Source organism: Rhizobium sp. S163 (genome assembly GCF_030380805.1).
Lineage (GTDB): Bacteria > Pseudomonadota > Alphaproteobacteria > Rhizobiales > Rhizobiaceae > Rhizobium.
Map to the genome: position 1 here is coordinate 158,802 of NZ_JAUDSA010000038.1, position 24,005 is coordinate 182,806.

Here is a 24,005-nt window from a genome sequence, read left to right on the forward strand (position 1 = left end):
TCAATTATCCTACGAAGGCGATCTTCAGAATGGCGAAGAGACAGAGCCCCGCCATCAGGATCGAAAAGAAGGTGTTGAGCATCACGAGCGCGATCTTGGTGACTTCATGGTGCACGTAGTCTTCGATGATGACCTGCATGCCGAGCTTCATGTGGATGACGCCCGACACGACCATCAGGCCCATGACGACGGCGACGAAGGGATTCGACAGCGCGTGAACCACCTCCGCATAGGGCTGGCCGGCATGGATGATCATGAAGATGATGAAGAAGAGAAAGAGCGGCACGTTGGCAACGGCCGTCACGCGCTGGCGCCAGAAATGTTCGGTGCCGTCCTTGGCCGAACCGAGGCCGCGAACCTTACCCAAGGGGGTACGCATATCCATGTGATCAACCTTTAGAAGCGAATGAGGAAGCCGATCACCCAGACCAGCAAGGTCAGACAGAGCGAGGCGATGATGTTGGCGATGGCGAGCTTGGTCGAGAACTGCTTGTCGAAGCCGTGACCGAGGTCCCACATGAAGTGGCGGAAGCCGCCGAGCATGTGATGGATGAGCGCCCAAGTATAGCCGAGCAGCACGAGCTTGCCGATGATGCTGCCGAGCACCCAGTTGGCCCAGTCATAGGCGCCGACGCCGGTCGCGGCCGCGATCAGCCACCAGGCGACCAGAAGCGTACCGACATAGAGCGCCCCACCGGTGATACGGTGGACGATCGACATAACCATGGTGGGGATTGGTTTATAAATCTGCAAATGCGGCGACAGGGGCCGATTATTTGTCACGTTCGCCATCAGAACCTCGCGGCGGTCTTTCTGCGCCTCCCGGGATCCGGAAAGCATCCAAGCATCCACACGATGGTCACAAAGCTGTGCGTGCGTTGCATCATTGGCGACGTTTAATCACGGAAACACCTAACGACAAGTATAATTGACGCACCCACGGAATTTAATCGATTTGCGTCTTGACGTCGCAGTTGACATAGGTCAGCCGACCCGCCCCGCTACCCCTTGCGGATGAATTTTCAAGCTTCGGTGGACAAGCCTGCGCTTTTGGCGCATTTTCGCGTTAACGCTTTGTTAAGCATTTCCTTTCCGGAGACCAACGCGATGTTCAAGACATCCTCGAAACTCGTTTCGCTCGCCGCAGCAGTGCTGATCGCGCTGCCCGCTGCAGCCGGCGATTTCGGCGGCAACGTCTTCCCGCGCCACCACGATCGCGGCCATGGCGGCGGCATCGGATATGGCAACATCGGACAAGGCATGGGCCATCGCGGCATCACGAACGGCTTCGCATCCGGCTCGGTCATCCGCCATCGCGGCACGTCGATCATCGGCAATTACGGCGGCTGGAACAACGGTCCGCGGCAGATCGCCAGCGGCTATAACGGCTACCGCCCGCATCCGGGCCGAGGCCGCTTCATCCAGCGCTTCTCCTCGCCCTCGTCCAATTTTGCCCGCAGCAACATCGTCATCATCGACCAGCGCGGCGAAGCGCGCGCGCCGTCGGGCACCTATGCCGGCTCGTCCTATGCCTATGAGACGGATGGCGGCACCTATGTCGGCGGTTACGGCTATGCCGGCTACGGATATCAGCCGACGGTCCGGCTGGCGCCGATGGCCAAGGTCATCCACGTCAACAATCGTCGCAATGCCTGCTCCTACGAACAAGGCGTCTGCGTCATCCGCCCCTGATAGAGCCCATCAGCCGTTGAAGCGCCAGACCGTGGTCTTCTTGACCTCGCTGTCCTCGAGCGCTCGCGTCACCGGCACCTCGTAGACCGCGCAGGCCGACAGCCTCTCCTTCGGCAGATAGGCCCGCCCGGGATCGCCGACGAGAACAGTCACCCCACCAGCCGCCAGCCGCTCGAACCACGGCACCAGCGCCATGGCGAAGTCGCGATCATAAAACACATCGCCGGCAAGCAGCACATCGGCATCGATCTCCGAGCCGATCAGGTTCTCGCCTGTAAAGCCGATCTCGACCCCGTTCAGCCTAGCATTGAGCCCTACCGCCGTCTTCGTCCACGGATCGATATCGGCGGCGAGCACAGTGCCTGCGCCCGCCATCTTCGCCGCGATCGCCACCAGCCCGGAACCGCTGGCGAAATCGACGACGCGCTTGCCATCAACCGTTTCAGGATGATCGAGCACATAGCGCGCCAGCCCCTGCCCGCCCGCCCAGGCGAAAGCCCAGAATGGCGGCGGCAGGCCGATCTCGGCGAGCTCCTCTTCCGTCTTCAGCCACAGCTCATGCGCTTCGCTCGCCAGATTGAGCCGGATCTCCGGCACATGCGGCGGCGTCATCGGGCTGGTATTGTCGCGGATGAAGAGCGCGGGGTCGGTCTTCACGATATCAGCGCGGCGGGTTGTCGAGCCCGCCCATGCGGCAGACCTCGGCCCATTCCTCGTCGGTCACCGGCTGCACGGAAAGCCGCATCGACGTCACCAGCGACATCTTCGACAGCTTCTCGCTCGCCTTCACATCCTTCAGCGTCACCGGCTTCGGCATGTCGCGGACGGCGCGGATATCGACGCAGTCCCACTTGGGGTCGCCCTTGGCGGTCGAATCGGGATGCGACAGCGCGCAGACCTCGACGATGCCGACGATCTCCAGCCCGTCATTGGAGTGGTAGAAGAAGCCCTTGTCGCCGATCTGCATCGCCCGCATGTTGTTGCGCGCCAGATAGTTGCGAACGCCGGTCCACTCCGTGCCCTTTTCGCCGGCAGCCTTCTGCTGCTCCCAGGACCATGCGGACGGCTCGGATTTGTAAAGCCAGTGCGCCACTTGCTTACGCCTCCGGCTTGTTGAAGACCCAGTTGAAGGGCTTCACCTCGACGCTCTCGAACAGGCCAGCCTTCGCATAGGGATCGGCATTGGCGATATCGGTAGCCGCCTCGATGGTCTCGGCCTCGACGATCACGAGGCTGCCGCAGGGCTTGCCCTCGGCATCGAGAAACGGGCCGGCCATCTTCAGCGTGCCGGCGGCGTTGAGCGCATTGAGATGCTCGACATGCGTGGGGCGCGTGTCCATGCGGACATTGAGGTGGCCAGGCTTATCCTTGCAGACAAAGGCGAAAAGCATGTGGGTTCTCCTATTCGGTCGTGATCGGACGCGTCATCAGCTGGTCGATGGCCGCGGCAATGCCGAGCTTGCCCTGGATGATTGCGGACACCGCATCGGTGACAGGCATGTCGATATCAAGCGACTTGGCGAGGCGCGACACGACGGCGGCGGCAAACGCCCCCTCGACGAGCTCGCCATGCGCGGGGTCGCGCGTCTCGCCGCGCCCGAGCGCGATCCCGAAACGCAGGTTGCGCGATTGATGGCTGGTCGCGGTCAAGACGAGGTCGCCGAGACCGGATAGACCCGGTACCGTATCCGCCTGCCCGCCCTTGGCGACGACGAAGCGCGACATCTCGGCAAGCCCGCGCGCAATCAGCGCCGCCCGCGCCGAATCGCCGATGCCGGCGCCCTCGACGATACCGCAGGCAATCGCCAGCACGTTCTTCAAGGCGCCGCCCAGCTGCACGCCGATCCTGTCGGACGATGGATAGAGCCGGAAGGTCCGCCCGGAGATCGCCTGCGCCAGCCGCTCGGCAATCTCGCCATTCTCGGCGGCAACCACCATCGCGGTCGGCAAGCCCTTGGCGATATCCGCCGCAAAACCCGGACCTGACAGTACGGCAATCGCATGCCCCGGCAACGCCTTGGCCAGCATGTCGGTCAAGAGATTGCCCGTGGACTTCTCGATGCCCTTGGCGCAGGTGACGACGACGGCATCCTTAGCCAGATAAGGTTCATACTGCCGCGCCGCATCGGCCTGCGCCTGCGAGGGCATGGCGAAGAGCACGATGCCGGCATCACCGATCGCATCCGGCTCGGCGGAAAACTGCAGCGTCTCGGGCAACGGAATGCCTGGAAGCGCCGCGTCGTGCAGATGCTCGGCGGCAAGATCGGCCATCAGACCAGGATCGCGACCAATGAGCGTCACCTTGTGCCGCCCCGTCAGTGCGATCACAGCCGCCAGTGCCGTTCCAAACGCTCCGGCGCCGATGACGGCGATCGTTTCGCTTTCTCCGCTCATGCCTTTGCTCCCCGCTTGCCGAAGCCCAGCAATGTCTCGGCGCTTGAATCGAGCGGCCAGCGCGAGCGCGGCTGCACGTCGAGGTCATCGGGCGCGACGCCCGTCGCCATCCGCTCCAGCCCGGCCCAGGCGATCATAACGGCGTTGTCGGTGCACAGATGCAGCGGCGGCGCCACGAAGCGGAAACGGTTCTTGTCGCACAGCGCCTGCAGCGTGCCGCGCACGACGAGATTGGCGGCAACGCCGCCCGCCACCACCAGCGCCGGCTGATCGACATCGGGATAGAGCGCCTTGAAGCGCTCCAGCCCGCGTCCGATCCGGTCCTTCAGCGTCCGCGACACGGCATCCTGGAACGAGGCGCAGATATCGGCCACATCCTGGTCGGTCAGCGGCGCAATCTCCGTCGCCGCCTGCCGCACGGCCGTCTTCAGGCCGGAGAAGGAGAAATTGAGCTTCGCTTCGCCGACCAGCGGTCGCGGAAACTTGAACCGCTGAGGGTTGCCCGCTTTCGCCGCCCGCTCGACGGCCGGCCCACCAGGATAGGGCAGGCTCAAGAGCTTCGCCGTCTTGTCGAAGGCCTCACCCAGCGCGTCGTCGATCGTCGTGCCCCAGCGCTCGTACTCGCCGACCCCGCGCACCAGGATCAGCTGCGTATGCCCGCCTGAGACGAGCACCATCAGATAGGGAAAGGAAAGCCCGTCCGTCAGCCGCGCCGTCAGCGCATGGCCCTCGAGATGGTTGACCGCATAGAGCGGCTTGCCGGATGCCTTGGCGATCGCCTTGCCGGTCATCAGCCCGACAAGCAACCCGCCGATCAGCCCCGGACCCGAGGTCGCAGCGATGGCATCGATGTCGGTCAGCGACACATTGGCGCGTTTCAAAGCCTCGTCGATCAGCGTATCGAGTGCCTCGACATGGGCGCGCGCGGCGATTTCTGGCACCACGCCGCCATAGGCGCTATGCTCTTCAAGCTGGCTCAGCACCACATCGGAGCGCACGGTCGGCACGCCCTTCGCATCCCGCTCGACAACGGCGGCGGCGGTTTCGTCGCAGCTTGTTTCGATACCGAGGATACGCAGAAAGGGAGCCATGGAGCCTGATCGTTGATTGCGATGGGTCTGAAACCTGTTTACGAGAAACTCCGGTAACAACGGATCAATGCGGATGCAAACAAAACCTTTCCGGATCGGCACCAGAGGCAGCCCGCTGGCGCTCGCCCAGGCAAACGAAGCCCGCGACAGGCTGATGGCCGCCCACGGCCTTCCAGAGGAGATGTTCGAGATCGTGGTGCTCTCGACCAAGGGCGACCGCATCACCGATCGCTCGCTCTCCGAGATCGGCGGCAAGGGCCTGTTCACCGAGGAACTGGAAGAGAAGCTCTCGAGCGGCGACCTCGACATCGCAGTGCATTCCTCGAAAGACATGCCGACGACGCTGCCCGAGGGGCTCTGTCTCTCCGCCTACCTGCCGCGCGAAGACATTCGCGATGCTGTCGTAGGCCGTACCGCCCCGAAGCTGATCGACCTGCCGCACGGCGCAACCGTCGGTTCCTCATCGCTGCGCCGCCAGGCGCTGATCCGCCGCATGCGTCCGGATATCAACGTCATCACCTTTCGCGGCCTCGTCGACACCCGCCTGCGCAAGCTGAACGAGGGTCAGGTCGACGCGACGCTCTTGGCGCTCGCCGGCCTGAAGCGGCTCGGCAAGGTCGAGGTCATCACCGACATTCTCGACCCCGACACTTTCCCCCCGGCGCCTGCCCAGGGCGCGATCTGCATCGAAAGCCGCATCGGCGACACCGTGACGGACGCGCTGCTCGCCCCGATCAACGATATCAGGACCTACGACACCGTCTCCTGCGAGCGCGCCTTCCTCGGCGCACTCGATGGCTCCTGCCGCACGCCGATCGGCGGCTATGCCGTCTGCGAGGGCGACCAGATCCGCCTGCACGGACTGATCATCACCCCCGATGGCCGCAGCCAGCATGCCATCACCATCGACGGCCACCGCCGCGACGCGGTAGCGCTCGGCACCCGCGCCGGCCAGGATATCCGCGCCCGCGCCGGCACCTCGTTCTTCGACAGCTGGAGCTGACGGCGCATGCGCGTGCTCGTCACCCGTCCACCGCATCCGGGCGAGCGCACCGCAAAACGACTGGCGGAGATGGGACACGAGCCGATCATGCTGCCGCTATCCGCCCCCGCCCACGACCCGGACGCCGCCTTCGCGGCGCTCGCCAACTCCGACGGCCCGATATCAGTCACCAGCGCCGAGGCGATCCGCGTCCTCACCGAACGCCCCGATGACCTCGCCCCACACCTCTCGCGCCCCCTCTTCGCCGTCGGCGACGCCACCGCAGACGAAGCAAGGGCAGCGGGCTTCAGAGACGTCACCGCCTCCACCGGCGACGGCGCCGACCTCGCCGAACGCATCGCGCAACTGGACACCGCGCGATCGGACAAGACCAACCTCCTCTACCTAGCAGGCTTCCCCCGCGCCGAAACCTTCGAGACCCGCGCCGCAGACCTTGGCCTGACCGTCGAAACGGTCGAATGCTACCGCATGCGCCGCCTCGACATCCCCGACCAGCTGCTCCGCGAGCTCTTCTCGGCCCACGAACCCGACGCGATCCTGTTCTATTCCCGCCGCACCGCCGAGGATTTCTTCGCGCTTAAGGAAATCGCCGCCAACCTCGACGCCCTCATCGGCGTCCGCCTCCTCTGCCTCAGCCCGGCCATCGCCGACGCGATTCCCCCGACCCTGCAGGGCCAATCCGCCACGCCCGACAGCCCGGATGAGACAGCCCTGTTGTCGCTTCTGTGAGCGACGTGGCTGGCAAATTTCATCTGGCCTCTTTCCTTCACCGGCCTCACTGACTACTTTCGAACCACTGTAAGAATTATGAGGGTCTCATGGCACCAGGAAATCCGCCCCGCCATTCGAAGAGCACCGACGAGCCGGTTACGATCGACTTGGATGCGCAGGAGATTGCCTCGGAAGAGAGTGCCAGCAAGGACATCCAGCATGATGCCGGCCCGGATATCGGCAAGGCAGCCGACGAGGTAGCCGAAGCGCCGCCGGAGACCAGCGAATCAATCGTTCCCGATGAGGGTATCGACGATAGCGACGCCTCGAAGGCCAAGCCGGACGCGCCCGTTGAAGAGACGGCGGAGCCCTTCGCCTACGACAAGGCACCTGATCCCGAACTGCCACCCTATAACCATGCGCCCGAACCCGTGGAGCCGCCGAAGAGCGAGCCTCAGCGCCAACCCGGCGGCACGTCCGGGCTGATCGCCGCCGGCATCGTCGGCGGGCTGATCGCTTTGATCGGCGCTGGCGCCATCCAGTACGCGGGCTTCCTTCCCGGCTCCTCGGTGCCGCAGACGTCGTCGCCCGAGATCGCCAGCCTCTCCGGCGAGATCGACGGCCTCAAGCAGTCCGTCGCCAACCTCGCCGCGGCACCGCAGGCCGCGCCGGCCAATGACGCGCTCGAAAGCCGCATCGCGGCACTTGAGACCGCCGCCAAGGCGCCTCAGGCAGCCGGCTCTGGCACCGATAGCGCCACCGTCGATGCGCTGAACCAGAAGATATCGGATCTCACCGCCCAGCTCGACCAGCTGCGCGGTGCCGTCAGCCAGGCGACCGAGCAGCGTGCCACCAACGGCGCCGAGCTCGAACAGCGCCTCACCGCCGCCGAACAGAAGCTCAACGAGCCACGCCAGGACGTCGCCGTCGCCAAGGCGATCGCCGCGGCCGGCCTGAAGGCCGCGATCGATCGCGGCGGCCCCTTCGTGGCCGAGCTCGACACCTATGCCGGCGTTTCGCCGGATGATCCCGTCGTCGCAGACCTCAAGAATTTCGCCGAAACAGGCGTGCCCTCGCGCGCCGAGCTGATCCGCCGGGCCCCCGATGTCGCGACCGCGATCGTCGGCAGCGTCAACAAGGCCGATCCGAACGAGAGCTGGTCCGACCGGCTGATGGCCGGCGCCAAGTCGCTGGTCAGCGTGCGCCCGGTCGGCAATATCGAGGGTGACAGCGTCGAGGCGATTGCCGCGCGCATGGAAGACAAGGTGAAAAACGGCGACCTGCCGGGTGCGGCCAACGAGTGGACCACGCTGCCGGCAGATGCCAAGCAGGCGTCCGCCGCCTTCAAGCAATCGCTGGACGCCCGCATCCGCGTCGAGGAGCTGGTCGGCAGCGCGCTGTCGAAGGCCGTCTCAGGCACCGGTAAGGAGGGCTGAAGATATGATCAGGCTCGTTGTCTTCGCGCTTCTCGTACTTGTTCTCGGCTACGGCTTCTCCTGGCTTGCCGATCGCCCCGGCGATCTCTCGCTGATATGGGAGGGCCAGCTTTATCAGACCCGGCTGATCGTCGCCGCAACCGCCATCATCGCGCTGATCGCGGTCGTCATGGTCGCCTGGTGGCTGGTGCGCGTCATCTGGACCTCGCCGCACTCCGTCACCCGCTATTTCCGCGCCCGCAAGCGCGACCGTGGCTACCAGGCGCTCTCGACCGGCCTGATCGCCGCCGGCGCCGGCAATGCGCTGATGGCCCGCAAGATGGCCGCCCGCTCGCGCGGCCTGATCCGCGCCGACCAGGAGCCGCTGATCGCGCTGCTCGAAGCCCAGGCAGCCCTGATCGAGGGCCGGCATGACGAGGCCCGCGCCAAGTTCGAGGCGATGGTCGAGGATCCCGAAACCCGCGAACTCGGCCTGCGCGGCCTCTATCTCGAGGCCAAGCGCCTTGGCGCCAACGAGGCCGCCCGCCAATACGCCGAAAAGGCGGCCGACAACGCGCCCTATCTGCCCTGGGCCGCCCAGGCGACGCTCGAATACCGCAGCCAGTCCGGCCGCTGGGACGATGCGATCCGCCTGCTCGAGCAGCAGAAGGCCGCCCGCGTCATTGAAAAGGCCGAGGCCGACCGCCTGCGCGCCGTGCTTCTGACCGCCCGCGCCGACGAGAAGCTGGAAAACGACCCTTCAGGCGCCCGCGACGACGCCACCCACGCGTTGAAACTCTCGGCCGATTTCGAGCCGGCCGCGATCATCGCCGCCAAGGCGCTGTTTCGCGAAGACAAGCTGCGCAAGGCAGCCTCCATTCTCGAGCAGGCCTGGAAGACCAACCCGCATCCCGAGATCGGCGCCACCTATGTGCGCGCCCGCAGCGGCGATTCGCTTGCCGACCGACTGAAGCGCGCCGAAAAGCTGGAGGCGCTCCGCCCCAACAATATCGAATCGCTTCTGATCGTCGCCCAGGCAGCCCTCGACATCCGGGATTTCGCCAAGGCCCGCGCAAAGGCCGAAGCCGCCGCCCGCATCGAGCCGCGCGAGGCAGCCTTCCTGCTGCTCGCCGATATCGAGGAAGCCGAGACCGGCGACCAGGGCCGCATTCGCCACTGGCTCGCCCAGGCGCTGAAGGCGCCGCGCGATCCGGCATGGGTGGCCGACGGCTATGTCTCCGACAAATGGCTGCCGCTCTCGCCCGTCACGGGCAAGCTCGACGCCTTCGTCTGGAAGGCGCCGTTCGGCCAGGTCGAAGGTCCGGTCGAGGAAGGCTCCGTCACCTCCATCGACAGCGCGCTGAAGAGCCTGCCGCCGGTGCGCGATGTCAGGCCCGAAAGTGCCGCCGGCGATCATCGCATCATCGAGCTCGAACGCGCCGCGACCATCGCCAAGGCCGCCCGCCCGGTGACCGAGACGCCGGCAGCGCCCGCACCCGCCAAGCCGAAGCCGGCCCCGAAGGAGCCGGCAACCGCGAGCAAGCCTGCCGACGCCCCCGAACCGCGCCCCTTCTTCGGCGGCCTGCCGGATGATCCGGGCGTGCGCAATCCATCGGCCGAGCCAGAACCCAAGACACGGCTTCGCCTCTTCTAGCCAAACAGGACCCGTATGTTCGAACGCTTCCAGGCATTTTTTCAGAACCTGACCGCAGACACCCAAAAGAGCAGCTTCGCCCCCGATGATCCCCGCATCGCGGTAGCCGCACTTTGCATGCAGGTCATGGAGGCCGACGGCCAGATCAAGGACAGCGAGAAGAAGCGTCTGCGCACGCTGCTGAAGGACCAGTACGGTCTCGACGGCAAGCAGCTCGACGCGCTGATCGCCGCCGGCCAGGAAGCCGAAAGCGACGCCGTCGACTATTACCGCTTCACCTCCGACCTGAAGCGCCATCTCGACACCGAGCAGCGGCTGGAGCTGATCGGCATTCTCTGGGACATCGTCTATGCCGATGGCGAGCGCAGCGAGATGGAGGACGACGCCATCTGGCGCATCGCCGAGCTTCTCGGCGTCTCGGCCCGCGAGCGCATCCAGAAGCGCCAGGAAGCAGCCAAGCGCGTGACCGGCATCGATGTGGTTGAAGACGATGCCGACTGACAGTACAGGCGCGGCGGGCATAGGTGGCGCGGGCACCGGCATTGCCGGCCCCGGCGCAGCAAGCCCCAACGACCCGGGCTCGAGCATCGAAGGCAAACGCCCGGTCCTGATCGTGCTGCATCAGGAGAGCTCCAGCCCCGGCCGCGTCGGCCAGCTGCTTACCGAGAAGGGCTATCCGCTCGATATCCGCCGCCCGGTGCTCGGGGAGACACTGCCGATAACGCTTGCCGAGCACGCCGGTGCCGTCGTCTTCGGCGGCCCGATGAGCGCCAACGATCCCGACGACTTCGTCAAGGCCGAGATCAACTGGCTGAATGTGCCGCTGAAGGAGAAGAAGCCGCTGCTCGGCATCTGTCTCGGCGCGCAGATGCTGGTGCGCCATCTCGGCGGCAAGGTCGCGGCCAATGCCGACGAGACCACCGAGATCGGCTGGTACCCGCTGCGCGCGACCGAAAAGGGCCGGCAGCTGATGCACTGGCCGCGGATGGTCTACCACTTCCACCGCGAGGGCTTCGATCTGCCGCGCGGCGCCGATCTGCTCGCCGAAGGTGATGTCTACCCGAACCAGGCCTTCCGCTACAACGGCCACGCCTGGGCCCTGCAGTTCCACGCCGAACTGACCCGCGCCATGATGCACCGCTGGGTCGTCCACGGCGCCCATCGCTTCATCCTCCCCAACGCCCAGCAGGGCCGCGAGCACCTCGAAGGCCGCATGCTGTTCGACACGCCGCTCAAGGCCTGGCTCAACGAATTCCTCGATCTCGTCTTCGAGGGCAAGAAGCCGAAATCGGCCCCCTCGGCCAAGGCCACGCTGACGGCCTGATGCGAAGAGCCGCGCGCCGTGTTATGATCGGCAACGCCATCTCGGCGGCATTTTAGTAGCAGAAACAGGTTCCGATCCACGATCCGGCCGATTGGTCGCGCTTTGCGCCGCCATGACCGCAGCCATGTCAGGGGAACAGCATGTCGAACTACGAACAGAAGCTTGTCTCGCTGGGCCTCGTCCTGCCCCAGCCGCTGAAACTGCCCTCGCACATGACGCTGCCCTTTCCCTGGGTCAACGTACGGGGGAATAGGGCCTTCATCTCCGGCCACGGCCCGCAGAACCCCGACGGCTCCCCATCAGGCCCCTTCGGCGTCGTCGGCGACACGGTGACGATCGAGGAGGCCCACGCCTCGGCCCGCAAGGTCGGGCTCGCCATGCTGGGCAGCCTGAAGCGTGAACTCGGCAGCCTCGACCGCATCACCGGCTGGTGCCGCGTTCTCGGCATGGTCAACTGCGCCCCCCACTTCTCCAACCCACCCGCCGTCATCAACGGCTTCACCGAGCTGATCAACGACGTCTTCGGCCAGGACGTCGGCCGCCACGCCCGCTCCGCCATCGGCGTCGCCGGCCTGCCGCTGAATTTTCCCGTTGAGATCGAGGCGGAGGTGATGATTTCGGGGTGAGGGTTAGCGAGCGGGCGTTGTGCCGGGTCATACCCCCCTCTGCCCTGCCGGGTCATACCCCCCTCTGCCCTGCCGGGCATCTCCCCCACAAGGGGGGAGATCGACTCGTTGCGACGGCATCCCCAAACTATGAGAGTGGAGCGAGCGGCCAAGCCCAGCCAATCTCCCCACCTGTGGGGGAGATGCCCGGCAGGGCAGAGGGGGGTATCACACGGCAAAACGCCCCCGGGGGTATCTGACAGCACAACGCCTCTGGGGTATCCCCACGGCACAACGCCCCAAGCCCCACGGCACAACGCCGCCACGCCCCCACAAAACTACCCCCGCGTCACATGCTCCGGCGCATCCAGCGTATCGATCTTCCGCAACTGCGGAAACCCGCTCGCCCACAACGCCGCAACGACAAGCGTCCCGATCCCACCGATGACAACCGCCGGCACCGCGCCGAACACCGAGGCCATCGTTCCGGCACGAAACTCGCCAAGCTCGTTCGACGCCCCGACAAACACCATGTTGACGGCGTTGACGCGGCCGCGGAGTTGGTCGGGCGTCCAGAGCGCGATCAGGCTCTCGCGGACATACACCGAAACCATGTCGGCAGCCCCCATCAGCGCCAGTGCCGCGATCGACAACTCGACATTCTCAGATAGTCCGAAAGCAATGGTGCCCAGCCCGAACAGCGCCACGCCGACGAACATGTAGACCCCGGCGCGATGCTTCAGCGGATAGGTCGCAAGCAGCACGGCCATGACGATTGCCCCGACACCCGGTGCCGAGCGCAGCAGGCCGAGACCCCAGGGGCCGAGCGTCAGGATGTCGCGCGCAAAGATCGGCATCAGCGCCGTGGCGCCGCCGAGCAGCACCGCGAAGAGGTCGAGCGAGATAGCGCCCAGCACCACCTTCTCGGTGCGGATGAACTTGAAGCCGCCGAGGATCATGTCCCAGCTCTTCGCCTCGCCGGTCGTCTTCTGCGCCGGCTTCGGGATCAGGAAGAGCAGCCCCGCCCCGAGGCCCGCGAACACAACGGCCACCGTATAGGCCGTATGCGCATTGATACCGTAGAGCAGGCCGCCGATGACGGGGCCGGTGATCGAGGCGAGCTGCCAGGACGACGAGTTCCAGGCGATCGCGTTCGAGAGATCGTCGGCCGGCACCAGATTGGGCGCCAGCGACTGCACCGCCGGCGACATGAAGGCGCGTTCGATGCCGAACACCAGCAGCACCGCGAAGACCGGGATGGGCGAGAAGGTGCCCGTCATGGTCATGCCTAGCAGCGTCAGCGTGCAAAGGGCTGCCACCAGCGAGCACAGCGAGGCGATGGCGCGGCGGTTATAACGGTCGGCCACCGAGCCGGTGACGAGGATGAGCAGCAGAGAAGGCAGGAACTGCACCAGCCCGATCAGGCCGAGATAGATGGCGCTGCCCGTCTGGTCGTACATCTGCCAACCGACCGCGACGCTGACGATCTGCTGCGAAAACGACAAGAGAAAGCGCGCGAAGAAGAAGCGGGTGTAGGAGGAGTGCCGGAAGGCCGCGAAGCGGTCGCCGTGAGCCGAGATGGACATGATGTCTTTCCAACAAACGGACCAAACATCGCTTCCCGACGCGCCCGTTAAACATGAATTGCCGCAGCATTGCACACGGCTCTTGCCGGTTTAGTCGCCAATGTCTACATGTCTGTCAACAACGAACTGGAGATTGCGATGCTTGCGCTTTTTCAAACCATTGATTTGGCTTTGAATCTTTACACCTGGATCTTGATCGCCAGCGCCATTTTCTCCTGGCTCTATGCGTTCAACGTGATCAATTCCAGCAATCAGTTCGTCAATTCGGTCGGCATGTTCCTCTACAACGTCACCGAACCGGTCCTGCGCCCGATCCGTCGCGTGCTGCCGAACCTCGGCGGCATCGACATCTCGCCGATCATCCTGCTGCTCATCATCTTCTTCATCCGCTCGTTCATGTGGAACACCATCGTGCCGATGGTGTTGCGATAAGGCCCTGGCAGGCCGCTGACGATCATCTCGTCCTCGCCGTGAGGCTGACGCCGAATGGCGGGCGGGATCAGATTGATGGAATTGAGCTGGATGCCGACGGCAGGGCCCATCTGAAGGCCCGTGTCTCGGTCGTTCCCGAAAAGGGCAAGGCCAACAAGGCGCTGGTCGCGCTTGTGGCGAAGCAGCTCGGCATCGCGAAGTCCTTGGTGAACCTCGTCTCGGGCGACACCTCACGTAAAAAAATCCTCCGGATCGATGCCGAGCCGGAGGATGTGATCAAAAAGCTGGAAGCTTTACTCGGCCTGTAATCAGGCCTTTTCCTTCTTGGCGCGTTCGATCGCCTCAAGGATCAGCTGGCCGGCTTCCTTGGCGTCGCCCCAGCCATAGATCTTCACCCACTTGCCGGGTTCCAGATCCTTGTAGTGCTCGAAGAAGTGCTCGATCTGCTTGAGCGTGATCTCCGGCATGTCCGTGTAGTCCTTGACCTTGTCGTAGCGCATGGTCAGCTTCGGCGACGGAACGGCGATGATCTTCTCGTCCTTGCCGGAATTGTCTTCCATCTTCAGAACGCCGATCGGGCGCACGTTGATGACGCAGCCCGGAACCAGCGGACGGGTGCTGGCGATCAGGACGTCGATCGGGTCGCCGTCTTCCGACAGCGTGTGCGGTACGAAGCCGTAGTTACCCGGGTAGGTCATCGGCGTGTAGAGGAAACGGTCGACAACCAGCGTGCCGGCGTCCTTGTCCATCTCGTACTTGATCGGGTGGCCACCGACGGGAACTTCAACGATGACGTTGACGTCCTCAGGTGGGTTCTTGCCAATGGCAATGGCGTCGATGCGCATGCGATTACTCCCGCGACGTGAAATCTTCGCAGCCAGATAATCGGATTCATGCCGCGAAGCAACATAGCAAGACCGCGCAGGCACATGATTGTTTTATGATCTGGCCTTCAAAATGCCGGAAAACTGGGCAGAGGCCAAAACTTGGCTCCGCGCACCTTGTCGTTGAGCAGATCGCTCAATTCCAGATGAAGCCGATCTTCTTCAAGGGCTTCTCGTCGAAGGTTTCGGTACCCTCGCAATAATCGATGCCGCCATGGCCGCGATAGAACTCCGCGCCGCCCTCGTTCTCTTCCAGGCACCAGACCACCATACCCTTGCAGCCGAGCGACTTCAAAAGCCGCCGCGCTTCGGAAAACAGCATGTGGCCAAGGCCGATACCCTGATATTCGGGGCGGAGATAAAGCTCGTAGATCTCGCCTTCCTGCGGCAGCGCGCGGGCGCGGTTGAGACCGAGCGTTGCATAGCCGGCAACCGTTCCGGCGACGTCGAGCACCAGAAGCGTCGCGGGGCCGCGTGTCGCCTTGCGCCACCAGCTCTCGCCGCGGCGCTCCACCATCTGCGTCAGCGCCTTGTGTGGAATGATGCCGGCATAGGTATGCTTCCACGCAAGCCGGTGCACCTCCGAGATAGCTCGGGAATCATGCGGCTCGGCCCGCCGAACATCGATCGACAACGTCTTCATAACGCTTACTCTGGCCCGGTCGCGGACAATTAACCATATGCGCTAACGCATTCAGCCGGATTGCCCACAGGGTTAACATGTGGACGACGGCTGAAATTTAACGCTTTTTTAACTATTGCGACAAGAAGGATTCGGCGAACCGCACAAAATAAAAACCCCGGCGCGATGGCCGGGGTTTCGAAGTCTCTTGTGAGCCTGTTCGACTTAGGCGGTCTTCGCCTTGGCGAAGCGCTTGCGGTCGTTGGCGTCGAGATACATCTTGCGCAGACGGATCGACTTCGGCGTCACTTCCATCAGCTCGTCGTCCTGGATCCAGGAGAGAGCGCGGTCGAGCGTCATGCGGATCGGCGGCGTCAGCTTGACGGCTTCGTCCTTGCCGGCGGCGCGGATGTTGGTCAGCTGCTTGCCCTTGAGGACGTTGACTTCGAGGTCGTTGTCGCGCGAGTGAATGCCGATGATCATGCCCATGTAGACCTTTTCGCCGGGCTCGATCATCATCGGGCCGCGATCTTCCAGGTTGAACATGGCGTAGGCGACGGCTTCGCCGGCAGCGTTCGCGAGCAGAACGCCGTTCGTGCGGCCACCGATTTCACCCTTGTAGGGCTGGTAGTCCTTGAACAGGCGGTTCATCACGGCGGTGCCGCGCGTGTCGGTCAGGAGTTCCGACTGGTAGCCGATCAGGCCGCGGGTCGGAGCGTTGAACACCAGGCGAACGCGGTTGCCGCCCGAAGGACGCAGCTCGGTCATTTCAGCCTTGCGCTCGGACATCTTCTGAACGACGACGCCGGAATGCTCTTCATCGACGTCGATGACGACTTCCTCGATCGGCTCCATGGTCTGGCCGCTCTCGTCCTTGTGCATGACGACGCGCGGACGCGACACGGCAAGCTCGAAGCCTTCGCGGCGCATGGTTTCGATCAGAACGGCGAGCTGCAATTCGCCGCGGCCGGAAACGTAGAACGAATCCTTGCCTTCGGCTTCTTCGATCTTCAGCGCGACGTTGCCTTCGGCTTCCTTGAACAGGCGGTCACGGATGACGCGCGAGGTCACCTTGTCGCCTTCGGTGCCGGCGAGCGGGCTGTCGTTGACGATGAAGGACATGGTAACGGTCGGCGGGTCGATCGGCTGCGCGGTCAGCGCTTCGTTGACAGCCGGATCGCAGAAGGTGTCGGCAACCGTGCCCTTGGAGAGGCCGGCGATTGCAACGATGTCGCCTACATGTGCTTCTTCGATCGAGGTGCGCTCGATGCCGCGGAATGCGAGGATCTTGGAGATACGACCGGTTTCGATCGTCTTGCCATCCTGGCTGAGAACCTTGACGGCCTGGTTCGGCTTGATCGAACCGGAATTGATACGGCCGGTGATGATACGACCGAGGAAGTTGTTGGCTTCCAGGATGGTGCCGATCATCGTGAACGGGCCTTCGGCGACCTTCGGCTCCGGAACGTGCTTGAGCACGAGGTCGAGCAGCGGCGCCAAGCCTTCATCCTTCGGACCTTCAGGATTGAAGTTCATCCAGCCATCGCGACCGGAACCGTAGAGGATCGGGAAGTCGAGCTGTTCGTCGGTGGCGTCGAGGCTGGCGAAGAGGTCGAACACTTCGTTGATGACTTCCTCGTGGCGGCCATCGGGACGGTCGATCTTGTTGATCGCGACGATCGGACGGAGGCCGACCTTCAGCGCCTTGGAGACGACGAACTTCGTCTGCGGCATCGGGCCTTCCGACGAGTCGACCAGAACGATCGCGCCATCCACCATCGACAGGATACGCTCGACTTCACCGCCGAAGTCGGCGTGGCCGGGGGTGTCGACGATGTTGATGCGAACGCCCTTCCACTCGACCGAGGTCGCCTTGGCAAGGATCGTGATACCGCGTTCCTTTTCCAGGTCGTTCGAGTCCATCACGCGTTCCGCAACGCGCTGGTTTTCGCGGAACGAACCGGACTGTTTCAGGAGCTCGTCGACCAGTGTCGTCTTGCCATGGTCAACGTGCGCGATAATCGCGATGTTGCGAAGTGCCATATGTCTATATCTCTGAGGCTGGGGCGCCACGCTGGGAGGGCGCCAATTGCATTGGGGCGGCTCTTACAGTGTTTTTCGCGAATGCGAAAGGGGGGAGCCTGGAATGAGAGGAATGCACGTATAGCACGGATCGCATCAGCTCGTCCTCTCAGGGTCGAGCACCACGCGCCAGAGCTCTTGGTCGTTGCGATCCATCAGCCGCACCGTCAGCTGCTCGCTGGCGCCATCGATATCGACGAGACCGAAGAATTGCATGCCTGCTGACGGCGGCAGGTTCTGCTCGGCGCCGCCGGGCGCCGCCTTCATGAACTTGACCTCTGGCCCGAAGGTCATGTCGAGCTCCTGCGGCCCGTAGGTGCCCGAATGCAGCGGCCCGGCCACGAACTCCCAGAACGGCAGGAACTCGCGGAATTTCGCCCGCTCGGGACTATAGTGATGCGCCGCCGCGTAATGCACGTCGGCCGTCAGCCATATCATGTTCGATATCCCGGCATCGCGGATGAAGCGCAGGAGATCGGCGAATTCGAGCTCGCGGCCGAGCGGCGCGCCATTGTCGCCATTGGAGATCGATTCCGATCCGCGCCGATTGCCGTAATCGTCCCAGATCACGAGACCGATCGGCAGATCGCAGGCGATCACCTTCCACGTCGCCGTCGAGCGCACCAGCTCACGCTTCAGCCACGCGACTTGCCGCTCGCCAAAAATCCGCGACTGCGGCGAAAGCTTTTCATCCAGCCCATGGCTGTTCGGCCCGCGGTAGGAGCGCAGGTCGACGAAGAACACGTCGAGCAGCGGCCCATAGGAAACCTTGCGATAAATCCGCCCCGGCTCGGCCGCGACATGGCGCGTCGGCGTCATCTCGTGAAAGGCTTGTGCCGCCCGCGCCGAAAGCACCGCGACCGACTTCTCCTTGTAGCGGTCGTCATGGCTGAGATCGGTCGATGGCGACCAATTGTTCAGCACCTCGTGGTCGTCCCACTGGTAGAAGATCGGGCAGACGGCGTTGAGCGACTTCACGTGCTCATCGAGCAGATTATAGGTCCACTGACCGCGAAACTGGTCGAGCGTCTGGGCGATCTCGCGCTTGGCCTCGGTGACGATGCGGTTCTTCCAGATCCCGCCGCCGCGCAACGAAATCTCGTCTGGAACCGGATTGTCGGCATAGATCGTGTCGCCGGAATGGATCATGAAATCCGGCCGGTGATAGGCGATCGTCGAATAGGTCCGCATCCCCTCCTCATCGATCCCCCACCCCTGCCCCACCGTATCGCCCGACCAGACGAAGCGGATATCGCGGCGGGCGACGGGCGCGGTGCGAAACTGCCCGAGGATCGGCTCTGACCGGCTGTTGATGTCATGGAGATCAGCCGCGCGAAAGCGATAGAACACCTCCTGATCAGCAGGCAGATCGGTAAGCAACAGCTTCGCGGTCAGATCGCTATCGGGCGTGACGTCGATGGGCGGCAGCCTCACGGCATTGGAGAACTTGTCTGATGTCGAATATTCCACGAAGAGCCGCGACGGCCGATCCACCCGCGTCCAGATCACCCCAGAGGTCTGATCGACATCCCCGGACTGCACGCCCGAGGTAAACACCGGCCGGCTGGACGAACCGCGCGCATAATAGGGCATCGCCAGCCCCGCCACGGCAAATCCGCCAACCGCTCCCATCGAGGATAGAAAACGGCGGCGGGTCGGTTCCGTCAATGTCATCGGGTGGCGCATCCGGCTTGGCAATCGGGACGATCTCCCGCACCCCGCCTATGCCCACCCCACATGTCACCCACTTGACGCCGCCATGACGGTTTTCCGAAGGTTTGGCGACAGTTTTGTGTTGGGACGCGCGTCTCGCTTGGCTATCCGAGGCGTTGGCTCTCGCTTACGCTGCGGCCAGCATTACCCCCCTCTGTCCTGCCGGACATCTCCCCCACAAGGGGGGAGATCGACTCGTGGCCTGCTCCGCAACCAAACGTGGAGGCTGGAGCGAGCGGCTGCGCCCAGCCAATCTCCCCACCTGTGGGGGAGATGCCCGGCAGGGCAGAGGGGGGTATCCCACCCACAAACGTCCAAGGGGTATCAGCTCAATCGCAACAGCCGCGACCCATCCACCACGTCACACCTAGGTTAAGCCCTCCCCCTTGTGGGGAGGGTTGGGGAGGGGTCTTCGTACTCAGGAACGGGACGCCCCCTACCCCCTCAGGCATCACTCCCCGCCAGTTCCTCGAACGTCGCCAGCCCACGCTTCACCAGCATCGCATCCGGGCTCGGCAGCTTGCCGCGGAATGCCCGGTAGGTATCCTCCGGATCGACCGACCCGCCCACCGAATAGACGTGATCGCGCAGCTTCCTGGCTATCTCGCCATTGAACGCATCGCCCGTCTCCTCAAAGGCCGAAAACGCATCGGCGTCGAGCACTTCCGACCACATGTAGGAGTAATAGCCCGCCGAATACCCGCCGGCGAAGATATGCTGGAAGTGCGGCGAGGCATGGCGCATCACCATCGACTTCGGCATGCCGAGCTCTTTCAGCACCTCACCCTGCACCGCCATCGGATCGGCCACCTCGTCCCGCGTATGGAACGCCATGTCGACCAGCGCGGACGAGGTGAACTCCACCGTGTTGAACCCGGCATTGAAGCTGCGCGCCGCCAGCACCTTGTCGAGCAAATCCTGCGGCATCGGCTTGCCGGTCTCGAAATGCACGGCGTACTGCTTCAGGATCTCCGGCACCGTCAGCCAGTGCTCGTAAAGCTGCGAAGGCAGTTCGACGAAATCGCGCGACACGCCGGTGCCAGACACGGAAGGATAGGTCACGTTGGAAAGCATGCCGTGCAACGCATGGCCGAACTCGTGGAACAGCGTGCGGGCGTCGTCGAGAGAAAGCAGCGCCGGCTTGCCCTCGGCGGGCTTTGCGAAGTTGCAGACATTGTAGATGATCGGCAGCTCGCCCTCGGCGCCATTCTTCAGCGGCAGCTTGTGCTGCGACTGGAACGCGCTCATCCAGGCGCCCGAGCGCTTCGACGAGCGGGCGAAATAATCGCCGAGGAACATCGCCACCAGCTTCTCGTCGCGATCGCGGATCTCGAAGACGCGGACATCGGGGTGATAGGCGGCAACGCCCTTCTTCTCCACCGCGTGAATGCCGAACAGCCGCCCCGCCACGTCGAAGCAGGCGTCGATGATCTTTTCCAGCTGCAGATAGGGCTTCAGCTCCGCCTCGGAGAAATTGAACTTTTGGGCCCGGATCTTTTCGGCGTAGAACCGCCAGTCCCAGGGCATGACATCATGGTTCTTGCCCTCGTCAGCGATCAGCCTGGCGATATCGGCCTCTTCCTCGCCGGCGCGCTTCACCGCCTTCACCCAGACCTTCTTCAGAAGATCGTTCACGGCCTCGGGCGTCTTCGCCATGGTGTTGTCGAGCTTCAGCTCGGCGAAATTGCCGTAGCCGAGCAGCTTTGCCACCTCGCCGCGCAGAGCCAGCGTGTCGCGGATGATGCCGCGATTGTCCGACGGGCCATCATTCTCGCCACGCGCCACCCAGGCCTTGAACGCCTGTTCGCGCAGCTCGCGGCGCTCGGAGAAGGTCAGGAACGGCTCGATGATCGAGCGCGACAGCGTCACCGCGAACTTGCCGTCTTCGCCGCGCTCGCGCGCCGCCGCCGCCATCGCGTCCTTGAGAAAATCGGGAACCCCTGCGAGATCATCGCCGTCTGAAAGGATCAGCGCCCAGCCCTTCTCGTCGGCAAGCACGTTCTGGCCGAACTGCGTGCCGAGCCCCGCCAACCTCTCGTTGATGCCGGCGAGCTTTTCCTGCTCGGCCTTCGGCAGCTTGGCGCCCGACTTGACGAAGCCCTTCCAGTGCCGCTCCAGCACCCGCGTCTGCTCCAGCGTCAGCCCGAGCGTTTCTCGCGCCTCCCACAGCGTGTCGATGCGCGCAAAGAGCGCCGCATTCATGCCAATCTTCGAATAATGCCGCGACATCTTCGGCGAGATATCCCGCTCCAGCGCCTGGATCGTATCGTTGGTATGCGCGCCGGCGCGGTTCCAGAACAGCGCCGACACCCGCGAGAGATCGTCGCCCGCAAGCTCCAGCGCCACGATCGTATTGTCGAAGGTGGGGGCATCAGGATTGTCGGCGATCGCATCGATCTCCTCTTCGTGCCGGGCAAGGGCCGCATCGAAAGCCGGCGCGAAATCGCCGTCATTCAGCGCCTCGAAGCGCGGCAGACCATTGAGGCCGTTCCAGTCGGTGAGAGCGGGGTTGTTGGCGGGCATACGGACATCCTTATTTGGCGGGCTTGTTCGGCGGGGCGTGTTGTCTCGAAAACCAATATAGGAAGGCAGCACGGCGATTGGTATCGCCACCTTGAGCGAGCGACCGCGCCACCTATACGAGAAGTTGATCCCTAAAAATGCTATATAAGAATTAACTATTTGTTAACGATTGACGATTGTGCGGCGCACACGGTATTTTCGCTTAATCTTTTTTAATCATGGATGCGGGCAATGGAAATCACATCACTGCGGTTTTCGCCGAATTTGTCGTTCCGGAAATATTCCGATAATTCGCAATTTAACAACAGCTTGACCGAAACCTTCAGCTCGGTTTCGAATGCTTCGTCGACCTTCAGGATCGACGAGGCGACATCCGCGCAACCGGATTTTTCGGCCATAACCGCTGCCGACCTGCGCAACCACGCGCGCCAGAATTTCGACAACGGCACGCTCGACCAGGACACCTATGCGGCGATCTCCGAACCGCTGCCGATGCGCACCATCGACCCCTCAGGCAACATTCTCGATCTCTCCGACGTCACCGACGGCACCAGCTTCAATTTCCGCGACTACTACAAGGACCAGCTGCAGATCGCCATGTCGATCGGCGATCCCGAGACGGTGAAGACCCTGAAATCGGTGGTCAGCTTCCTCGACGTCTGACGCGGTTTAGATCGCGCCCGGCCCGGCCCGGCGCAGGCCGATCAGGCCTTGCGCCACCCCATCAGCCCCGGCGTCGCATGCAGCAGTGCCTGCGCGGCAAACCCCATGAACAGCACGCCCGAGCAGCGCACGATCAGCCGCTCATGCGCCCGGTAGAAACGCCGCACCGCGCCGGTGCCGACGATCGCGATCAGGATCATGTCGGCGACGATGAAGCCGAGGAACGACACGGCAAGCAGCACCGGCAGCGTCTGAAACTGCAGGGCACTGGCCGAGCCCGCCACCAGCGCCGTGAATGTCGCCAGCGCCACCGGATAGCCCTTCGGATTGGTGACCCCGAAGATCAGCCCGCGCCGAAACGGCCGCTCGACAACCATCAACGCCTGCCCCTCGCCCTTCGGCTTGGCGCGAAACGCGTTCCAGCCGATCCAGGCGAGATAGAAGCCGCAGGCGAGCCCCAGCGCATCGAACACGAAACTACCGATCGTCTTGGCGCCGATGATCGCCACCAACGCCAACGACGCCCAAAGCGTATCGCCGACCAGATGCCCACAAACAAACTGCGCCCCTGCCTTCCGCCCCTGCCCGGCCCCGATCCCAAGCAGCGCCAGAAACGCCGGTCCCGGAATGAGCACGTAAAGAAGTGCAGCCAGAAAGGCGCCCGCGAGCAGCGATTGCGTCATGAAGAATCCCCCGTGAAAAGACCGAGATTATGCGGTGTGGCGGGGACGTCAAGCGGGCGCAAGAAAACCCCGCCGGGATCATCGAAGCCAGCCGCGCCACCTCATTCAAACTATTGATGAACGCGTTCCGCCGCCGCAATGGATTTCGCGGATCGCGCGGATTAGCCTTGGCCATCGCTTGCCCTGGTTTCATGAGGAAAGCTGTTTCCCGATGCCCATTCTCGACGCGACCGCCATCCACCCGATCACGCTGCCGGACGGCACCATCTACAGCGATACCGTCTACCTGAAGAACGTCATTGACCATCCGCGCATGGAGATCGGCGACTACAGCTACTACACCCACTCGGGCAAACCGGAAGACACAGCCGGCATTCTCGCACCCTATCTCGGGCATGGCGTCCGCGAGCGCCTCGTCATCGGAAAATTCGTGCAGATTGCCCGTGGCAGCTACTTCATCACCAGCTCGGCCAACCATCCGATGAATGGTTTCACCACCTACCCGTTCCGCATCTTCAAACCGGAAACCTTCGGCTACAAGGACCTGCCGGTGAAGGATACCGTTGTCGGGCATGACGTCTGGATAGGCCATGACGCGGCGATCATGCCGGGTGTCAAGATCGGGTCCGGCGCCATTGTCGCCGCCGGATCGGTGGTTGCCCGTGACGTTCCGCCCTATGCCGTCGTTGGCGGCAACCCGGCAACGATCATCCGCATGCGCTACCCCACGACGGTCATCGATGAACTGCTGGAGATCGCGTGGTGGGACTGGCCTCTGGACAAGATCGAGGCGAACTTGGCCGCTCTTGAAAGCGGTGATCTCGCGGCACTGAAAATGGCATAACGCAAATATCGGACGGGGCGCTCCCGCGCGCCTTTGCGCGCCTCGGCATTTTTGCATTGCCGGATCACGAGCCTTGCGTCAGAA

General features: G+C 63.6%; 26 protein-coding genes and 1 pseudogene. 13 read left to right on the plus strand and 14 right to left on the minus strand.

Annotated elements, in window-relative coordinates:
* Positions 1 to 4: 4 nt before the first annotated feature.
* Together sdhD and sdhC are read right to left on the minus strand one after the other, a co-directional pair.
* Entirely contained in the window at positions 5 to 385 is a 381-nt protein-coding gene (gene sdhD / locus QTL96_RS29715; RefSeq protein ID WP_047508738.1) for a succinate dehydrogenase, hydrophobic membrane anchor protein, read from the minus strand.
* A gap of 11 nt (positions 386 to 396) precedes the next feature.
* Positions 397 to 792, minus strand: coding sequence for a succinate dehydrogenase, cytochrome b556 subunit (gene sdhC / locus QTL96_RS29720; protein ID WP_026283703.1), 396 nt, complete (start codon positions 790 to 792; stop codon positions 397 to 399).
* A gap of 315 nt (positions 793 to 1,107) precedes the next feature.
* On the opposite strand from sdhC, the gene QTL96_RS29725 reads away from it, so the two are divergent.
* Complete coding sequence (locus QTL96_RS29725) at positions 1,108 to 1,692, plus strand: hypothetical protein (RefSeq protein ID WP_289730261.1); 585 nt, start codon at positions 1,108 to 1,110, stop codon at positions 1,690 to 1,692.
* A gap of 9 nt (positions 1,693 to 1,701) precedes the next feature.
* Here the strand turns inward: QTL96_RS29725 and QTL96_RS29730 are convergent, their stop codons facing one another.
* The 5 genes from QTL96_RS29730 to tsaD are packed head-to-tail and all read right to left on the minus strand — an operon-like array spanning position 1,702 to position 5,177.
* Positions 1,702 to 2,349, minus strand: coding sequence for a methyltransferase (locus QTL96_RS29730; protein ID WP_289730262.1), 648 nt, complete (start codon positions 2,347 to 2,349; stop codon positions 1,702 to 1,704).
* Positions 2,350 to 2,353: 4 nt separating this feature from the next.
* Positions 2,354 to 2,785: an EVE domain-containing protein gene (locus QTL96_RS29735; RefSeq protein ID WP_037181980.1), complete on the minus strand. Its 432-nt coding sequence runs from the start codon at positions 2,783 to 2,785 to the stop codon at positions 2,354 to 2,356.
* Positions 2,786 to 2,789: 4 nt separating this feature from the next.
* Positions 2,790 to 3,083, minus strand: a complete 294-nt coding sequence (locus QTL96_RS29740; protein ID WP_113197401.1) for a YciI-like protein — start codon at positions 3,081 to 3,083, stop codon at positions 2,790 to 2,792.
* Positions 3,084 to 3,093: 10 nt separating this feature from the next.
* Positions 3,094 to 4,086 (minus strand): NAD(P)H-dependent glycerol-3-phosphate dehydrogenase, encoded by a 993-nt coding sequence (locus QTL96_RS29745; protein WP_289730263.1) that lies wholly within the window; start codon positions 4,084 to 4,086, stop codon positions 3,094 to 3,096.
* A complete protein-coding gene (gene tsaD, locus QTL96_RS29750) occupies positions 4,083 to 5,177 on the minus strand; it encodes a tRNA (adenosine(37)-N6)-threonylcarbamoyltransferase complex transferase subunit TsaD (protein WP_289730264.1) in 1,095 nt (364 codons plus the stop codon). The genes QTL96_RS29745 and tsaD overlap by 4 nt, the downstream gene beginning before the upstream one ends.
* Positions 5,178 to 5,250: 73 nt before the next feature.
* Here tsaD and hemC point away from each other — a divergent pair, with 73 nt between their 5' ends.
* The 7 genes from hemC to QTL96_RS29785 all read left to right on the plus strand — a co-directional run bounded on the left by hemC (position 5,251) and on the right by QTL96_RS29785 (position 11,910).
* Complete coding sequence (gene hemC / locus QTL96_RS29755; protein ID WP_289730265.1) at positions 5,251 to 6,180, plus strand: hydroxymethylbilane synthase; 930 nt, start codon at positions 5,251 to 5,253, stop codon at positions 6,178 to 6,180.
* Between the two features lie 6 nt (positions 6,181 to 6,186).
* Positions 6,187 to 6,909, plus strand: coding sequence for a uroporphyrinogen-III synthase (locus tag QTL96_RS29760; protein WP_289730266.1), 723 nt, complete (start codon positions 6,187 to 6,189; stop codon positions 6,907 to 6,909).
* 89 nt (positions 6,910 to 6,998) lie between these two features.
* Entirely contained in the window at positions 6,999 to 8,327 is a 1,329-nt protein-coding gene (locus QTL96_RS29765) for a hypothetical protein (protein WP_289730267.1), read from the plus strand.
* A gap of 4 nt (positions 8,328 to 8,331) precedes the next feature.
* Positions 8,332 to 9,960: a heme biosynthesis protein HemY gene (locus QTL96_RS29770; protein WP_289730268.1), complete on the plus strand. Its 1,629-nt coding sequence runs from the start codon at positions 8,332 to 8,334 to the stop codon at positions 9,958 to 9,960.
* Positions 9,961 to 9,975: 15 nt separating this feature from the next.
* A complete protein-coding gene (locus QTL96_RS29775) occupies positions 9,976 to 10,461 on the plus strand; it encodes a TerB family tellurite resistance protein (RefSeq protein ID WP_289730269.1) in 486 nt (161 codons plus the stop codon).
* Positions 10,451 to 11,284 carry a glutamine amidotransferase gene (locus QTL96_RS29780; RefSeq protein ID WP_289730270.1) on the plus strand — a complete coding sequence of 278 codons (834 nt, stop codon included), beginning with the start codon at positions 10,451 to 10,453 and terminating at the stop codon, positions 11,282 to 11,284. Before QTL96_RS29775 ends, QTL96_RS29780 begins: the two co-directional genes overlap by 11 nt.
* 140 nt (positions 11,285 to 11,424) lie before the next feature.
* Positions 11,425 to 11,910, plus strand: a complete 486-nt coding sequence (locus QTL96_RS29785) for a RidA family protein (RefSeq protein ID WP_047508761.1) — start codon at positions 11,425 to 11,427, stop codon at positions 11,908 to 11,910.
* A gap of 317 nt (positions 11,911 to 12,227) precedes the next feature.
* Here QTL96_RS29785 and QTL96_RS29790 read toward each other — a convergent pair whose 3' ends face one another.
* Positions 12,228 to 13,475 (minus strand): MFS transporter, encoded by a 1,248-nt coding sequence (locus QTL96_RS29790; protein ID WP_289730271.1) that lies wholly within the window; start codon positions 13,473 to 13,475, stop codon positions 12,228 to 12,230.
* A gap of 108 nt (positions 13,476 to 13,583) precedes the next feature.
* On the opposite strand from QTL96_RS29790, the gene QTL96_RS29795 reads away from it, so the two are divergent.
* Both QTL96_RS29795 and QTL96_RS29800 read left to right on the plus strand, forming a co-directional pair.
* Entirely contained in the window at positions 13,584 to 13,907 is a 324-nt protein-coding gene (locus tag QTL96_RS29795; RefSeq protein ID WP_026283700.1) for a YggT family protein, read from the plus strand.
* A complete protein-coding gene (locus tag QTL96_RS29800) occupies positions 13,904 to 14,215 on the plus strand; it encodes a DUF167 domain-containing protein (protein ID WP_354669163.1) in 312 nt (103 codons plus the stop codon). The genes QTL96_RS29795 and QTL96_RS29800 overlap by 4 nt, the downstream gene beginning before the upstream one ends.
* Here the strand turns inward: QTL96_RS29800 and ppa are convergent, their stop codons facing one another.
* The 4 genes from ppa to QTL96_RS29820 form a co-directional block, all read right to left on the minus strand.
* Positions 14,216 to 14,752 carry an inorganic diphosphatase gene (ppa, locus tag QTL96_RS29805; protein ID WP_018902290.1) on the minus strand — a complete coding sequence of 179 codons (537 nt, stop codon included), beginning with the start codon at positions 14,750 to 14,752 and terminating at the stop codon, positions 14,216 to 14,218. It abuts the gene before it with no gap.
* 175 nt (positions 14,753 to 14,927) lie between these two features.
* A complete protein-coding gene (locus QTL96_RS29810) occupies positions 14,928 to 15,434 on the minus strand; it encodes a GNAT family N-acetyltransferase (RefSeq protein ID WP_018902289.1) in 507 nt (168 codons plus the stop codon).
* 204 nt (positions 15,435 to 15,638) lie between these two features.
* Positions 15,639 to 17,456, minus strand: a complete 1,818-nt coding sequence (gene typA / locus QTL96_RS29815) for a translational GTPase TypA (protein ID WP_289730273.1) — start codon at positions 17,454 to 17,456, stop codon at positions 15,639 to 15,641.
* 135 nt (positions 17,457 to 17,591) lie between these two features.
* Positions 17,592 to 19,169 carry an alkaline phosphatase D family protein gene (locus QTL96_RS29820; protein ID WP_289730274.1) on the minus strand — a complete coding sequence of 526 codons (1,578 nt, stop codon included), beginning with the start codon at positions 19,167 to 19,169 and terminating at the stop codon, positions 17,592 to 17,594.
* A 183-nt stretch (positions 19,170 to 19,352) separates the two neighbouring features.
* Here QTL96_RS29820 and QTL96_RS29825 point away from each other — a divergent pair.
* Positions 19,353 to 19,523 (plus strand): annotated as a pseudogene (locus tag QTL96_RS29825) (riboflavin biosynthesis protein RibD); the annotation flags it as partial.
* A 129-nt stretch (positions 19,524 to 19,652) separates the two neighbouring features.
* Here the strand turns inward: QTL96_RS29825 and QTL96_RS29830 are convergent.
* Positions 19,653 to 21,731: a M3 family metallopeptidase gene (locus QTL96_RS29830; protein ID WP_289730275.1), complete on the minus strand. Its 2,079-nt coding sequence runs from the start codon at positions 21,729 to 21,731 to the stop codon at positions 19,653 to 19,655.
* 231 nt (positions 21,732 to 21,962) lie between these two features.
* Here QTL96_RS29830 and QTL96_RS29835 point away from each other — a divergent pair, with 231 nt between their 5' ends.
* On the plus strand, positions 21,963 to 22,394 hold the full coding sequence (locus QTL96_RS29835; protein ID WP_289730276.1) for a hypothetical protein: 432 nt from the start codon (positions 21,963 to 21,965) through the stop codon (positions 22,392 to 22,394).
* A 41-nt stretch (positions 22,395 to 22,435) separates the two neighbouring features.
* On the opposite strand, the gene QTL96_RS29840 is transcribed toward QTL96_RS29835, so the two are convergent.
* Entirely contained in the window at positions 22,436 to 23,077 is a 642-nt protein-coding gene (locus QTL96_RS29840; protein WP_113009406.1) for a LysE family translocator, read from the minus strand.
* Positions 23,078 to 23,288: 211 nt separating this feature from the next.
* On the opposite strand from QTL96_RS29840, the gene QTL96_RS29845 reads away from it, so the two are divergent.
* A complete protein-coding gene (locus QTL96_RS29845; protein WP_289730277.1) occupies positions 23,289 to 23,921 on the plus strand; it encodes a CatB-related O-acetyltransferase in 633 nt (210 codons plus the stop codon).
* The last annotated feature ends 84 nt before the right edge of the window (positions 23,922 to 24,005 follow it).